Below are 13,277 nucleotides of genomic sequence, written 5' to 3' on the forward strand. Positions count from 1 at the left end.
TCGCTGTCGCGCCTGGACCCTCCGGCCTTACAGCGAACGAGCCCCCAGCAGCCACTGCCGCTGCCAAGCCTCGGCCAACCACGCGCCCAAATCAAAACGGGGGTGCTGGGCCAAGACGGTCTCCAAGGCGTCGGCCAGGCTGGCACCCGACAACACGGCCGCCAGCCACGCCGCTCCGTCTGCGCTCGTCGTCGTCCAGCAGGGCTGCCAACCGGCCCGCCACACCACCACGTGAGGGCTGGGCAGCCCCGCCAGCGCAGCGCCGCCCTCCTGCGCCTGGAGCCAGGACGAGTCGTCCTCCAAGGTGGGCAGGTGCCAATACGCCAGGCCCGGGCTGAGTTGCAGCCGAACGTGCTCGGGCGGCTCGGCCTGAAGCACCTGCCAAAGCCCCGCGTCGGCCGGCTCCGGGTCCTGAAGGGTGCCTAGCCGATGCAGAGCCCAGTCCAGGCGCGCCAAATCCGCCCCCAAGGCCGGCAGGCCCGGCATGGCGGCCAAGTGCTCGGCCAGTGGCTCGCCCCAGGCGGCCGCATCGCCGCAGGTGGGCGGATGGGTCCGCGCAAAGTTCCAGGCCAAGCCCGCAAAGTCCTCGGACCCCAGCCACGCCAGCACCCGCGGGTACGCAGCGCCCAGGGCCCGGACGGCCAAGGCCTTGGCGTTCTCGCGGTACACGCGCAAGCCTTCGGCCACCGGCACACCCGGCAAAGCCCGCAGCCCTGGGCTGTCGCCCACGGGGCGCGGCCCCCAGATGGCGTGCAGCAGCGCGGCCTGTTGGCTCATGCGGCGGCCTCGGCAGCCCAAGACTGAGCTTGGGCGTCGGCCTCGGACGCCTGCGCCAGCAGCACCTCCAAGGCCGGCACCTCGGTGTCCCACTCCAGCAGGGCTGGAACGGCCCCCAGCTTGCGCAGGCTGTGCCGATGCAAGGCCCAAACCTCGTCGCGAACGGGGCTGCCGTGGTCGTCGATCGCCATGCCACGCACGTCGGCGTGGCCCGCCAAATGCAATTGCCCCACCGAGCCCGGCCGCAGGGCATCCACCCAGGCACAGGCGCTGGCCAAGGGGTCGGCGTCGGCCCGATTCTTGGCATTCACGATGAGGTTGTTCAGGTCCAGCAGCAATTGGCAGCCGGTCTGCGCCGTCAAGGCATTGAAGAACTCCGGCTCGGCCAGCGTGTCTTGCTCCCAGGCCAGGTAGGCGCTGAGGTTCTCGACCAAAATGGGCCGCCCAAGCCGGTCTTGCACCTGCTGAACGTGTTGAGACAGGCGAAGCAGGCTGGCGTCGTCGAAAGGGATGGGCAGCAGGTCAAGCCCATGCAAGCCGGGCACCCCGGCCCGGGCGAAGCACGCGTGGTCGGAGACACGAACCGGCTCCGTGCGCGCCACGAGGCCCGCCAAGCGATCCAGGTGCCAAGGGTCCAACCCAGCGGCCGACCCCAAACCCAAGCCCACACCATGCAGGCTGATCGGGTAGTGCTCCCGCGCGGCCATCAGCGTGGCCAAGGCCGCACCGCCGTCACCAAAAAAATTCTCGGAGTGCACCTCCAAGAAGGGCAGCACCGGCCGGCGCTCCAGCACCTCGCGGTAATGGGGGTGGCGCCAGCCGATGCCGCAGTGCATCACTTCTTCTTGATCTTGGCCTTGGCCTCGTCGGCCGACAGGCCCTTCATCGCGGAGCACTGTCCCTTGGGCACGTACTTCCACTCGTCAGGGGCGTTGTCGACCGTCGACTGACCGGCGCAGGAGTGCGTGCCCGACAGGTTGGCGCAGTCGTTTTGACCGGCTTTGGCGATGCCGTAGCACTTCTCTTTGGCCTTGTCTTGGGCCAAAGCCGGAGAGACCGAGAGGCCGAGGGCCAGGGCGGCCGAGACGGCGGCCAGAACGCGACGTTGCTGATCCATGAAAACTCCTTCGAGGTTGGTGAATGGGACGCCTGCCTGTCGGCCACGGAAGGCCGATCCTTACACTGCCGCGCAATTCTTTTGCGTCCGCCCCATGACCGACCTGGCCCCGGAACTCGAACGGCTGCGCCCGCAGTTGCTGAAGTTTGCCTTGCTGCAGCTGCGCAATCCCACGTGGGCCGAAGACGCCGTCAGCGAGACCCTGTTGGCGGCCTTGGAAAAGCCCCAGTCGTTCGGCGGCCGCAGCCAGCTCAAGAGCTGGCTGATCGGCATCTTGAAGCACAAATTGGTGGACCAGATCCGCCGGCAGACCAAGGAGATGTCGACCAGCTCGCCCGAAGACGAGGACGAAGGCTTGGAAGACCAGCTGTTTGGCCAGGACGGCCACTGGCGTAACGCCCCCCAAGACTGGGGCAACCCGGAGCAAAGCCTGCACCAGGTTGAGTTCTTTCGGGTGCTGGAAGCCTGCGTGGAGAACCTCCCGGGTCAACAGGGACGCCTCTTCATGATGCGCGAGTGGTTGGAATTGGAGACCGACGAAATCTGTAAGCAATTGACCATCACGCCGACCAACCTGTGGGTCATGCTGCACCGCGCCCGGCTCAAGCTGCGCGAGTGCCTGGAGGTTCGATGGTTCAGCGGGAGAAGCGCATGAAACGCGCCTGGGGCATGCGCAGCTGCCGACAAGCATCGGCCTTGATGGTGCGCCTGCAGGCCGAGCCCTTGGGCTGGCTCGATCGCTGGGCTTTGGCTTGGCACTTGCGGCTGTGCGACGGCTGCCGCCGCTTCAATGGGCAGATGCAGTTGATGAGCGCCGCCACGCAGCGATGGCGGCAATACAGCGAGCGCGACCTGGACGAATGACGCGCCGCACTCGGGAATCCTCTGAGTCGCGCGCGTGCGCTATTGCGCGTTTGACAGGCCAAGTGGCTGCCGCAAACGGCTAGCATGCCGCCATCGAAGCCGGCCCTGCCGGCATCACCCCAAGCGCTTGCCGCCCTGTCAAGGAGGACCCCGCCATGATTCGACCATTCGTCTTTGCGCTCGCCCTGGGCCTGTCGCTGAGCGCCTTTGCCAGTCCCAAGGTCATCAAGAAGATCCCGCCCGAGTTCCCGCCGGAAGCCGTTCGCAAAAACATCAGCAGCGGCGAGGTGAAGGCCAAACTGACCATCGGGGCCGACGGCAAGGTGACCAACGTCGAAATCGTGGACGCCAACCCCAAACGCGTGTTCGACAAGGCCACCATCGCCGCGCTGATGGAGTGGCGTTTCGACACCGGCGGCAAGGACGAGACCTTCGAAATCAAGCTCGTGTTTCGCAACGACGAGTGAACAGCGCCACCAGGACGGCCGCCATGCGTTGGGCGGCCCCTCGGTGGTCATTCGCAAAGCCCAAGCCCGCGGCCGCCATGGCGTCGCGGGCTTTGTTGTTTTGAAGCAAGGCCTGGGCCTCTCGCACGGCAGCCCCCAAATCGCTCACCCGCGTCGCAGCGCCCGCCGCCTCGGCCAACTCGGCGGCTTGGGCAAAGTTGAAGGTGTGCGGCCCCATCAGCAAGGGACAGCCGCAAGCGGCGGCCTCGATGAGGTTTTGGCCACCCAAAGGCTCGAAGCTGCCCCCTAGCAACGCGAGGTCGGCCAGGCCGTAGTACAGCGGCATCTCCCGCAGGCTGTCCCCCAACCACAACTCGGCCGACCGGTCCGGCCCGTCGCGCCAGCTTGAGCGCCGGCTCCAGGGACGGCCCGTGGCGGCCAGCAAGCGGGCCACCTCGTCGAAGCGCTGCGGGTGGCGGGGCACGACCAGCACGTGCCAGGGCCATGGGCCAGCAGGCAGGCTCAGGGCGTCCAAGGCCGTCAGCAGGGCCGCTTCTTCGCCCTCGCGACTCACGGCCAGCATCAGCACGGGCCGTTGGCAGGCGGCCTTCCAAGCCCGGCCCTGGGCCAGCACCTCGGGGGCCGGACTGAGGTCGAACTTCAGGTTGCCCACGGCCTGCGCCTGGGCGACGCCCATCCGACGCAGGCGCTCGGCGTCGCCCTCGGTTTGGGCCAAGGCCACGTGGATGCGTTGCGCGGCCGGCCGAAGCAGGGGCGCCAAGCGCTGCCCTCGGCGCAAGCTCCGCTCGCTGAGCCGGGCATTGGCCAACACGATGGGCAGCTGCGCCTCGGCCGCGGCGGCCTGCAAACTCGGCCAGACCTCGGTCTCCATCAGCACGCCCAAGCGCGGCTGCCAATGCCGCAGGAAGCGGCGAACCGCGCCGGGGGTGTCCAGCGGCAGCCACACCTGGGCATCGCCCTCCTGCAGCAACTCGCGGCCGGCCTCGCGCCCCGTGGCGGTGGTGTGAGTCAGCAGCAGGTGGAGGTGAGGCGCCTGCGCACGCAAGGCCGCCACCAGCGGCGCCGCGGCCCGGGTCTCGCCCAGGCTCACGGCGTGCAGCCAGAGCCAGCCGGCGCTTGCCGGAACGCGATAGCGCCCCAATCGCTCGGGCATCGCATCGCGGTAGCCCGGCTCTTGCCGACCGCGCCACCACCATCGCGCCAGGAGCAGCGGGGTGGCCAGGCGCATGGCCCAGCCCCACAGCGCCAGCGCCAGGCGCTCGCGCACGGTCAGTGCCCGGCTTGGAAGGTGATGTCGGGCTTGACGCGCTTGAGCTGCGTCAGCACTTCGTCTTGGATGCGGTCCAGCGCCTCTTGGGTGTGGCCCTCGAAGCGCAGCACCAGCACCGGCGTGGTGTTGGAGGCGCGAACGAGGCCGAAACCGTCGGCGTACTCCACGCGCAGGCCGTCGATGGTGACCACTTCCTTGGCGTTCGGGAACTGGGCCAGCTCCAGCAGCTTGGCCACCACGGCGTGGTGCTCGCCCTCGGCGCAGGGCACGTTCAGCTCGGGCGTGTTCACGCTGTCGGGCAGGCCGTTGAGCAGCTTGCTCGGGTCCTTTTCACGGCTCAGGATCTCCAGCATGCGGGCCGCCGTGTACATGGCATCGTCGAAGCCGTACCAGCGCTCGTTGAAGAAGATGTGGCCCGACAGTTCGCCCGCAATGGGCGCGCCGGTTTCCTTCAGCTTGGCCTTGGCCAGCGAGTGACCGGTCTTCCACATCAGCGGGCGGCCGCCGTGCTTTTTGATCCACGGCGCCAGGCGCTGCGTGCACTTGACGTCGTAAATGATCTGCGCGCCCTTGTTGCGCGACAGGATGTCCTTGACCAGCACCATCAGTTGACGGTCTGGCATGATGACCTTGCCGTCCTTGGTCACGATGCCCAGCCGATCGCCGTCGCCGTCGAAGGCCAAGCCCAGTTCCGCGTCGGTGGCGTGGACGATCTTCTTCAGGTCTTCGAGGTTTTCCAGCTTGCTGGGGTCCGGGTGGTGGTTTGGGAAGTCGCCGTCCACCTTGGAGTAGATGTCGATCACCTCGCAGCCCAGCGCGCGCAAGATGGCCGGTGCCGACGCGCCGGGGATGCCGTTGCCGCTGTCGACCACGACCTTCATCGGGCGGGCCAGCTTGCAGTCGCTGACGATGCGGGCCAGGTACTCGGCCTGGATGTCCATCTTGCCCAGGCGGCCCTTGCCCTTGGCGTAGTCCTCGGCCTGGATGCGGCGCAGCAGGCCTTGGATCTGTTCGCCGAACACGGCGGCGCCGTTCAGCACCATCTTGAACCCGTTGTAGTCCTTCGGGTTGTGGCTGCCGGTGACCATGATGCAGTTGTTGGCGCCGTGCTGGCCGCGCGTGGCGGCCACGTAGTAGGTCATGGGCGTGGTGACCATGCCGATGTCGACCACGTCGATGCCCGTGGCGCGCAGGCCCTTGGTGAGGGCCGCCACCATGGCCGGACCGCTCAGGCGCCCGTCGCGGCCCACGATCACCGCCTTCTGACCCAAGGCCTTGGCCTCGGTACCAAAGGCGCGGCCGATGTGCTCGGCCACGGATTCGTTCAGCGTCTTGCCGACGATGCCGCGGATGTCGTAGGCCTTGAAGATGGAGGCGTCAACTTGCATGGTGGTGAAGGAATGGGATCGGAAGGGGCGGGATTGTAGGAAGGGGGGGTTTCTTGGCGTTTCAGCGCCCCGGCTGTCGATTCGTCGAGGTTGGTCCCGAGGGGCCCTGTCCGCTGCCTAGACTGCCAGCATGACGGAATTCATTGCCACCCTGCGGCGAGCCCGCAAGGACTTTTTCAAGCTGCGCAAGCACCGTGACGTGCCGGCGTGGTCCATGTGGGTCATGACCTTCCTCGTCGCCATGGCCTGGGGAATCGGCATGCTGACGCTGGCCGGCTTTGCGGCGAAGCGCGGCGCCTCCACGGCTTGGTGGTTGGAACAGGCCCCGCCGTTCTTGGGCACCACGCTGGTCATCGGTGCGGTGTTCCACATCGTGTTCTCCTTGATCGAGCGACTCGCGCCGCAACGCTTCATCGACTGGACAAACGGCGAGCCCGGCGTGGGCGTCAGTGCCTTCTTCGCCGTCACGTCGATGGCCTGCGTGGCCGCGGGCCTGAGCTTGGCCTACGTCCTTCTGGGGGGCCTGCCGGGGATGGAGCGACTGGACTGGACTCCCGAGCGCAGTTGGTGGTCCGTGGTGACGGGGTCGGTGTTCTTCAGCGTGATCTGGGGGCTCTGGGCCTGGCAGGAATGGCACGAAGAGCAGCTCAAGCGCCAAACCAAGGAAGCCGAACTGCGCCTGCTGCAGGCCCAGATCGAACCGCACTTCCTGTTCAACACCCTGGCCAACGTGCGCAGCCTGATCGACTGCGACCCCAAGGAGGCCGGCGAGCTGCTGGACGCCTTCACCGACCACTTGCGCGCCAGCCTGACCACCATGCGTGCCGAATCGGTGACGCTCGACCAAGAGTTGGCCCTCGTGGGCCACTACCTCAAGCTGATGCAACTGCGCATGTGCGAGCGCCTCAGCTTCGGCATCGACGCCGACGAGGCGGCGCGCGCCGTGAGCCTGCCACCGCTGCTGCTGCAACCGCTGGTGGAAAACGCCATCCACCATGGGCTGGAATGCCAGGTAGAGCCCGGTCACGTTGAGGTCCATGCCCGCGTGCAAGATGGCGTGCTGCGCATCACCGTGACCGACGACGGCCTGGGCCTGGACGCGCCGAGAAACCGCAAGGGCAACGGCGTGGCCACGCAGAACATCCGCGAGCGCCTGAGCCGTCGTTATGGCTCTCGCGCCCGACTTCACCTCGAACCCGCGCAGCCCAAGGGCACGCGCGCCCTCCTTGAACTGCCCTTGACGCCATGACCCTGCGCGCCCTGATCGCCGACGACGAGCCCCATCTCGTTCGCCACCTGCAAACCCTGCTCGGCCAAGCCTGGCCCGAACTGACGCTGCTGCCTCCGGCACGCAACGGGCTCGAAGCGGCGGAACGCATCGCCACCGAACAGCCCGAGTTCGCCTTCCTCGACATCCAAATGCCCGGCCTCACCGGGCTTGAGGTGGCGCAAGGCATCGAAGGCCCGACGCGCGTGGTCTTCGTCACCGCGTACGACGAGTACGCCCTGCCTGCCTTCGAAGCGGCGGCGGTCGATTACCTGCTCAAGCCCTTGAAGCTGGAGCGATTGCAAAAGACCGTGGAGCGGCTCAAAGCGCAACTCGGCAGCGAAACCGACGCTTTGCCCCAAGCCGTGGCGGCGCTCGCGCCGGCGCGCCCGGCCCAAGCCCTGCGCTTCATCCGCGCCAGCAGCGGCGACCTCATGCACCAAGTGGACGTGCAGCAGGTCGTGTACTTCCACGCCGACGAGAAGTACACCGTGGTGCAAATGGCCGACGGCACCGAACACTTGATTCGCACGCCCATCGCCGAACTCGTGGCCCAACTCGACCCCGACCAGTTTTGGCAGGTGCACCGCGCCACCATCGTCAACCTGGCGCACCTTGCCGGCACAAGGCGCGACGAGGCGTCGCGCCTGTTCGTGCGCTTCAAAGGGATGGGCCGCGAATTGCCAGTCAGCCGGGCCTACGTGGCGCGCTTCAAGGCCATGTGATCACGCGGCCCTCGCCAAGGGGGTCCCCGGCATCAGCACCACCGGGTGCACCCCCCAACGCTGCGCAGCCCGCGCCAGCAGGCGGGATTCGCTGTCGCTGAGGTGTCCGTCGGCCTCCGCCACCTCGATGGCCGCCTGAAGCACCCGCTCGCGCAGGAGAGGGTCGTCCACCTCGTCCAGCACGCTGTCGAGCGTGCTGTCGTCCAGGTGGCAGGCGCGGCCCCACTGGCGGTTCTCGCTCGCCAACAGGTCCTCGCACAGCTGCTGCAGCAGCGCCTGCGCTCGGTCGGTGGGCAGGCCCAAGGCCCGGGCCATGCGGGTGGATTGCCAGGCCTCGACCTCGCGTGCATGGGCCACGCCATCGGCGATCAGGGTCAAGGCCACGAGCCGGGCGGCGGCTTCGGGGCTGTTCTTGGGGTAGGTACGCACCGATCACTCCCCAGCGCTGCTGAAGCCGAACAGGCTCAGGAGGCTCACGAACAGGTTGTAGACCGACAGAAAAAGGCCCACCGTGGCCATCACGTAGTTGGTCTCGCCACCCTGCACGATGCGGCTCGTTTCGAACAGGATCAAGCCAGCGGACAGCAAGGCCACCGCCGCCGACACCGCCAGGCTCAGCGCCGGGATCTCCAAAAAGAGCGCCGCCAGACCCGCCACGAGCGCGACGATCATGCCGATCATCAAGAAGCCGCCCATGAAGCTGAAGTCTTTGCGCGTCACCAGCACGAAGGCCGACAGGCCCAGGAAGGTCACGCCCGTGGTGCCCAAGGCCATGGCGATGCTCGCCGCCCCCCCTGGCAAACCAGCGACCGCGTTCAGCACCGGCCCCAATGTGTAGCCCATGAAGCCGGTGAGCGCGAACACCGCCGGCAAGGCCCAGCCGCTGTTTCGCAGTTTGTGCACGACAAAGAACAGGCAGAGCGTACCAAGCAGGCTCACGATGGGGCCCGGGTGGCGCCAGTCAAAGGCCACACCGGCCGTGGCCACGGCGGCGGCCCAGCCGAGGGTCATGGCCAGAAGCGCATAGGTGTTGCGCAGCACCCGATGCGTGGCGATGTGCGCTGCGGAGGAGCGGCGCGCCGGGGCATTCCAATTCGGGGCCAAAGTGCGATCGTTCATGACGGACTCCTTCGAGTTCAAGGGTTCAAGGGGCGGCTTTGGATCAGTGCGCGTCGATCACAGCGCTGCGAGAGGGCAAGGCGAGCAGGTCGCCGCGTCGCATGCGGGGCAGCCGTGGCGAATCGGTGAGTCGCTCGTGCAGGCTGCTCACGTTGCGCACCAGGCGGGCCAGGGCCCGCTCGAAGGCGATGCGCCAGTCTTCGGCCACCTCGGTCAACACCAAGGCGTGGCCTTGTCGCGTGCGCAGCATCAGCCGGCAGCGCTTGTCCCGGCCGTTGCGCGGGCCGTTGTCATCGTCAAGGTTGACCTCGATGCGCTGGACCCAGAAGGCCAGGCGTCTCAGCGCGAAGCGCAGTCGCTCCCGGGTCAGGGGAAGCAAGGGCGAGGCGGCCGCGGTTCGGGTCTTGACGTCAATCTGCATGGTCCATCTCCAGAAGGAACGGGAAAACGCTGCGATCGTGCGCGCAGCAACCTTCAGAAAGAAGAAGATGCAGACTGATTGATGTTCAGTTTTAATCTGAGCCATGAACTACCACCACCTGCACTACTTCTGGGTCGTCGCCACCGAAGGCGGCATGGCACGGGCGGCAGAGCGCCTTGGCGTGGCGGTGCAAACCGTCTCGGCCCAGGTTCACCAGTTGGAACGCGCCTTGGGCGTGTCGCTCTTCAAGCCTGAAGGACGGGGCCTGACCCTGACCGAGGCGGGCCAGGTGGCCTTGGCACAGGCCCAGCAGATCTTTCAGTTGGGTGCCCAGCTGCCCGAGGCGGTGCGCGCGGCGGCGCAAGCGCCCACCCTGCGACTGGCCGTGGGACTGGCCGATGGCCTGCCCAAGCTGTTGGTGCACCAAGTGTTGTCGCCCGTCCTGGGCGTTAGCAACCTGCGTCTGCAGTGCTTCGAGGACAACCCCGACGATTTGCTGGCCGCCCTGGCCCTGCACCGATTGGACCTCGTGCTGGCCGACCGCCCTCCCGCGGCCAATCCCAACCTGCGCCTGTACACCCACCGCCTGGGAGGCTCCGGCATGGGTTGGTACGCGGCACCCGAGTTGCATGCCAAGGCCGCCTCCGATTTCCCCCGCTCAATGGCCGGCGTGCCGGTGCTGCTGCCCACGGCCCACGCCGCCGTGCGCACGCCCCTGGACCGCTGGTTCCAACGCCTGGACCTCCGCCCGCAGGTGGTGGGCGAGTTCCAAGACAGCGCCTTGCTCAAAACCTTCGGCGCCTCGGGCCTGGGGGTGTTCCCCGCCGTGGACGCGGTCCACGAGCACGTGGTCCAACGGTATGGCGTGTTGCGCGTGGGCGCCATCGAAGGGGTCGAGGAGCAGGTGTGGGCGATCGGGACCGAGAAACGCGTCCAGCACCCTTTGGTGGCCAAGCTCTTGGCAGGGACAGGTCCGAAAACCGCGTCTTGAGTGGCCGCGGGCCCAACACAATCGGCCCATGCCCTCAACGCCCCGCCCTTTGGACCCCGCCGCCTGCTACGCCGCCTTGCAAGCACGCGACGCCCGCTTCGACGGCCATTGGTTCACGGGCGTGACCAGCACCGGGGTGTACTGCCGGCCCATCTGCCGCGTTCGCACCCCAAAGGCCGAGAACTGCCGCTTCTTCCCCCACGCCGCCGCCGCCGAATCGGCCGGTTTCCGACCTTGTTTGAAGTGCCGGCCCGAACTGGCGCCGCGGTCGTTCTCGGTCATGGAGGCGTCCCGCTCCTTGGCCCATGCCGCCCGCGAGCGGCTCGATGCGGCCGCCCGGCACGGTGAGGGGCCCTCGCTGGAGGCGCTGGCGAAGGGTCTCGGGGTCACCGCCCGGCACCTGCGCCGCATCTTTGCCGACGCCTTCGGCGTTTCTCCCCTGGCCTACTTGCAGACGCAGCGCTTGCTGACCGCCAAGCAGTTGCTGACCGACACCCAACTGCCCCTGGCCAGCGTGGCCGCCCAGGCGGGCTTTGGCAGCACGCGCGCCTTCCAAGACGCCTGGTCCCAACAGTACCGCCTGGCCCCGCTGCAACTGCGCAAGCAGGCCGCGCAAACGGCGGCGCCGCCCCTCACGCTGAGCTATCGGCCCCCGTATGCCGTGCCCGAGCTGCTGTCCTTTCTGGCCGTTCGGGCCATCCCCGGCGTGGAAGACGTGGACCAGGCGCGGCGTCGGGTGCGCCGCACCGTGCGTGCCGGTACCACCGTGGGTCAGTTGGCCGTGGAGTTCGATGCCGACCTGCCGAGGGTGCGCCTCCACCTGTCCGACACCCTGTGGCCCCATGCCGCCGAGATTCAAGGCCGGGTGCGGCAGTGGCTGGACCTGGACGCCGACCCCGACGCCATCGCCCAGCGCCTGGCCGCCCTGCGGCCGACGCCAGGGCTGCGCCTGGCGGGCGGCGTCGACCGCTTCGAGCTGGCGGTGCGCGCGGTGCTGGGTCAGCAGGTGACCGTGGCCGCAGCGCGCACCGTGAGCCAACGCGTGGTGCAGGCCTGGGGCCAAGCCTTGCCCGATGCGCAAGGCCTGGGCGAGGGCCAGGCGTGGCTGTTCCCCACGCCCCAAGCCCTGGCCCATGCCAGCGTCGAGGCCGTGGCGGCGTGTGGCATGCCCCTGCGGCGGGCGCAATGCTTGGTGGGCCTGGCCCAAGCCTGGCCCGCGCTGCGGATGGCGCAGCCCACGCCGCACGACCCCGATGCGGCCGAGGCCGAATTGCAGCAACTGGCCGGCATCGGCCCCTGGACGGCGGCCTACATCCGCATGCGCGCCTGGCCCTGGCCCGACCGCTTCTTGCCCGGCGATGGGGTGCTGCGCCAGCAACTGGCCCTGGACCCTCACGACCCCACCGTCTTCGCCCCCTACCGCAGCTACGCCGTGCTGCAACTGTGGCAACGCGCCACGCTTGCGAAAGCCCCCTCATGAGCACCGCCCCCTTGTTGGCGCAGTTCCGCACCGAAACCCCCTATGGCCCCGTCCTCCTGGCCCGCACGGCCAAGGGCCTGGCGGGCCTGTGGAACGCCGGTCAGGCCCACCACCCACCGCCCTTGAGCGCGCCCGTAGCCAATCACCCCTGGTTTGACGCCGCACGACGTGCGCTGGACGCCTGGGCCACCTTGAAGGACGACCCCGTGCTGCCGCCTCTGGACCCGCAGGGCACCGCGTTCCAGCAGGCGGTCTGGGTGCGCCTGCTCGCCATCCCCCGCGGTGGGTTGACCAGCTATGGGGCCATCGCCCACGCCTTGGGCAAGCCGCAAGCCAGTCGGGCCGTGGGCGCCGCGGTGGGGCGCAATCCCATTGGCATCCTGGTGCCCTGCCATCGCGTGGTGGGCGCCCGTGGAGAGCTCACCGGCTACGCTGGGGGCCTGCCCCTCAAAACCCTGCTGCTGCAGCAAGAAGGCGTCTTGATCTGATGAAACCCGCCGACCTGGCTGAATTGCTGGCCTTGGCCGCCATTTGGGGCGCCTCCTTTTTGTTCATGCGCTGGGGGGCCCCAGAGTTCGGTGCGCTGTCCCTCGCCTGGCTGCGGGTGCTGCTGGCCTCGCTGGCGCTGCTGCCCTTGTTGGCGTGGCGGCAAGGCGGCGGCAGCCTGGCCTTGATGCGCCAGCACTGGCGGCCCCTGCTGCTGATGAGCTTTGCCAACTCCGCCCTGCCCTTCGCGTTGTTTGCCTACGCGGCCCTGCACCTGCCCGCGGGCCTGTCCAGCATCCTCAACGCGACCGTGCCCATGTGGGGCGCCTTGGTCGCCTGGGTCTGGTTGGGGCAGGCCCCCACCGCATGGCGCCTGCTGGGCCTGGCCGTGGGCTTCGGTGGGGTCGTGCTGCTGGTGTGGGCGAAAACGGGGCTGAGCGGCGATGCACGGTTTTGGGCGGTGCTGGCCTGCCTGCTGGCGACGCTGAACTACGCCGTCGCCGCCATGGCCACCAAGCGTTGGTTGGGCGATTTGCCCCCGTTGGCCGTGGCCACCGGCAGCCAACTGGGCGCGGCAGCGTGGTTGCTGGTGCCCGGTTGGTGGGCCTGGCCCGCCGTGATGCCCGGGCCGAGCGCCTGGGGCAGCTTGTTGGCGCTGGCCCTGCTGTGCACCGGGGTGGCGTACATCCTGTACTTCCGCCTCATGACCCGGGTGGGGCCCACGAATGCCATCACGGTCACCTTCTTGATCCCGGTGTTCGCCGTGATCTGGGGCGCGCTCTTCTTGGGCGAGCCCTTGACCTTGCCGATGCTGGGCGGCGGCCTGCTGGTGCTGGCGGGCACGGCCATGGCCTTGGGGCTGTGGCCGCGCCGCTCACCGACCTGAGGCGGGCGCCAGGGCCCGC

General features: G+C 68.4%; 17 protein-coding genes. 9 read left to right on the plus strand and 8 right to left on the minus strand.

Features of this window, described 5'->3' with window-relative positions; genetic code table 11:
* Positions 1-27 precede the first annotated feature (27 nt).
* Genes EOD73_RS03220 through EOD73_RS03230 form a run of 3 tightly spaced genes read right to left on the minus strand, consistent with a single transcriptional unit; the run spans position 28 to position 1,894 of the window.
* Positions 28-777 (minus strand): HvfC/BufC N-terminal domain-containing protein, encoded by a 750-nt coding sequence (locus EOD73_RS03220; protein WP_127680797.1) that lies wholly within the window; start codon positions 775-777, stop codon positions 28-30.
* Positions 774-1,613 (minus strand): MbnB/TglH/ChrH family RiPP precursor modification enzyme, encoded by an 840-nt coding sequence (locus EOD73_RS03225; protein ID WP_127680798.1) that lies wholly within the window; start codon positions 1,611-1,613, stop codon positions 774-776. Before EOD73_RS03225 ends, EOD73_RS03220 begins: the two co-directional genes overlap by 4 nt.
* Positions 1,613-1,894 carry a BufA1 family periplasmic bufferin-type metallophore gene (locus tag EOD73_RS03230; RefSeq protein ID WP_127680800.1) on the minus strand — a complete coding sequence of 94 codons (282 nt, stop codon included), beginning with the start codon at positions 1,892-1,894 and terminating at the stop codon, positions 1,613-1,615. Before EOD73_RS03230 ends, EOD73_RS03225 begins: the two co-directional genes overlap by 1 nt.
* A 94-nt stretch (positions 1,895-1,988) precedes the next feature.
* Here EOD73_RS03230 and EOD73_RS03235 point away from each other — a divergent pair, with 94 nt between their 5' ends.
* From EOD73_RS03235 to EOD73_RS03245, 3 genes are all read left to right on the plus strand, one after another.
* A complete protein-coding gene (locus EOD73_RS03235; protein ID WP_127680802.1) occupies positions 1,989-2,549 on the plus strand; it encodes a sigma-70 family RNA polymerase sigma factor in 561 nt (186 codons plus the stop codon).
* Complete coding sequence (locus EOD73_RS03240; RefSeq protein ID WP_127680804.1) at positions 2,546-2,758, plus strand: anti-sigma factor family protein; 213 nt, start codon at positions 2,546-2,548, stop codon at positions 2,756-2,758. The genes EOD73_RS03235 and EOD73_RS03240 overlap by 4 nt, the downstream gene beginning before the upstream one ends.
* 155 nt (positions 2,759-2,913) lie before the next feature.
* Positions 2,914-3,225, plus strand: a complete 312-nt coding sequence (locus tag EOD73_RS03245) for an energy transducer TonB (RefSeq protein WP_127680806.1) — start codon at positions 2,914-2,916, stop codon at positions 3,223-3,225.
* Here the strand turns inward: EOD73_RS03245 and EOD73_RS03250 are convergent.
* Together EOD73_RS03250 and EOD73_RS03255 are read right to left on the minus strand one after the other, a co-directional pair.
* On the minus strand, positions 3,197-4,492 hold the full coding sequence (locus EOD73_RS03250; RefSeq protein ID WP_310733053.1) for a 3-deoxy-D-manno-octulosonic acid transferase: 1,296 nt from the start codon (positions 4,490-4,492) through the stop codon (positions 3,197-3,199). The two genes, EOD73_RS03245 and EOD73_RS03250, sit on opposite strands and share 29 nt — an antisense overlap.
* Positions 4,493-4,494: 2 nt before the next feature.
* Positions 4,495-5,883 carry a phosphomannomutase/phosphoglucomutase gene (locus EOD73_RS03255; RefSeq protein ID WP_127680808.1) on the minus strand — a complete coding sequence of 463 codons (1,389 nt, stop codon included), beginning with the start codon at positions 5,881-5,883 and terminating at the stop codon, positions 4,495-4,497.
* Between the two features lie 130 nt (positions 5,884-6,013).
* Here EOD73_RS03255 and EOD73_RS03260 point away from each other — a divergent pair, with 130 nt between their 5' ends.
* Complete coding sequence (locus EOD73_RS03260) at positions 6,014-7,132, plus strand: sensor histidine kinase (protein ID WP_127680810.1); 1,119 nt, start codon at positions 6,014-6,016, stop codon at positions 7,130-7,132.
* Positions 7,129-7,875, plus strand: a complete 747-nt coding sequence (locus EOD73_RS03265) for a LytR/AlgR family response regulator transcription factor (protein ID WP_127680812.1) — start codon at positions 7,129-7,131, stop codon at positions 7,873-7,875. The genes EOD73_RS03260 and EOD73_RS03265 overlap by 4 nt, the downstream gene beginning before the upstream one ends.
* Here the strand turns inward: EOD73_RS03265 and EOD73_RS03270 are convergent, their stop codons facing one another.
* Genes EOD73_RS03270 through EOD73_RS03280 form a run of 3 tightly spaced genes read right to left on the minus strand, consistent with a single transcriptional unit; the run spans position 7,876 to position 9,415 of the window.
* A complete protein-coding gene (locus EOD73_RS03270) occupies positions 7,876-8,304 on the minus strand; it encodes a tellurite resistance TerB family protein (protein ID WP_127680814.1) in 429 nt (142 codons plus the stop codon). It lies immediately after the preceding gene.
* 3 nt (positions 8,305-8,307) lie between these two features.
* Positions 8,308-8,994 carry a Bax inhibitor-1/YccA family protein gene (locus EOD73_RS03275; protein ID WP_127680816.1) on the minus strand — a complete coding sequence of 229 codons (687 nt, stop codon included), beginning with the start codon at positions 8,992-8,994 and terminating at the stop codon, positions 8,308-8,310.
* Positions 8,995-9,037: 43 nt separating this feature from the next.
* Positions 9,038-9,415, minus strand: coding sequence for an HPF/RaiA family ribosome-associated protein (locus EOD73_RS03280; protein WP_127680818.1), 378 nt, complete (start codon positions 9,413-9,415; stop codon positions 9,038-9,040).
* Positions 9,416-9,518: 103 nt separating this feature from the next.
* Between EOD73_RS03280 and EOD73_RS03285 the strand changes: the two genes are divergently transcribed.
* The 4 genes from EOD73_RS03285 to EOD73_RS03300 are packed head-to-tail and all read left to right on the plus strand — an operon-like array spanning position 9,519 to position 13,258.
* A complete protein-coding gene (locus tag EOD73_RS03285; protein ID WP_127680820.1) occupies positions 9,519-10,406 on the plus strand; it encodes a LysR family transcriptional regulator in 888 nt (295 codons plus the stop codon).
* 28 nt (positions 10,407-10,434) lie between these two features.
* A complete protein-coding gene (locus EOD73_RS03290; RefSeq protein ID WP_127680822.1) occupies positions 10,435-11,886 on the plus strand; it encodes an Ada metal-binding domain-containing protein in 1,452 nt (483 codons plus the stop codon).
* On the plus strand, positions 11,883-12,374 hold the full coding sequence (locus EOD73_RS03295; protein WP_127680824.1) for a methylated-DNA--[protein]-cysteine S-methyltransferase: 492 nt from the start codon (positions 11,883-11,885) through the stop codon (positions 12,372-12,374). Before EOD73_RS03290 ends, EOD73_RS03295 begins: the two co-directional genes overlap by 4 nt.
* On the plus strand, positions 12,374-13,258 hold the full coding sequence (locus tag EOD73_RS03300) for a DMT family transporter (protein WP_127680826.1): 885 nt from the start codon (positions 12,374-12,376) through the stop codon (positions 13,256-13,258). The genes EOD73_RS03295 and EOD73_RS03300 overlap by 1 nt, the downstream gene beginning before the upstream one ends.
* Positions 13,259-13,277: the final 19 nt, after the last annotated feature.

It is taken from the genome of Inhella crocodyli (assembly GCF_004004565.1).
Classification (GTDB): Bacteria; Pseudomonadota; Gammaproteobacteria; order Burkholderiales; family Burkholderiaceae_C; genus Inhella; species Inhella crocodyli.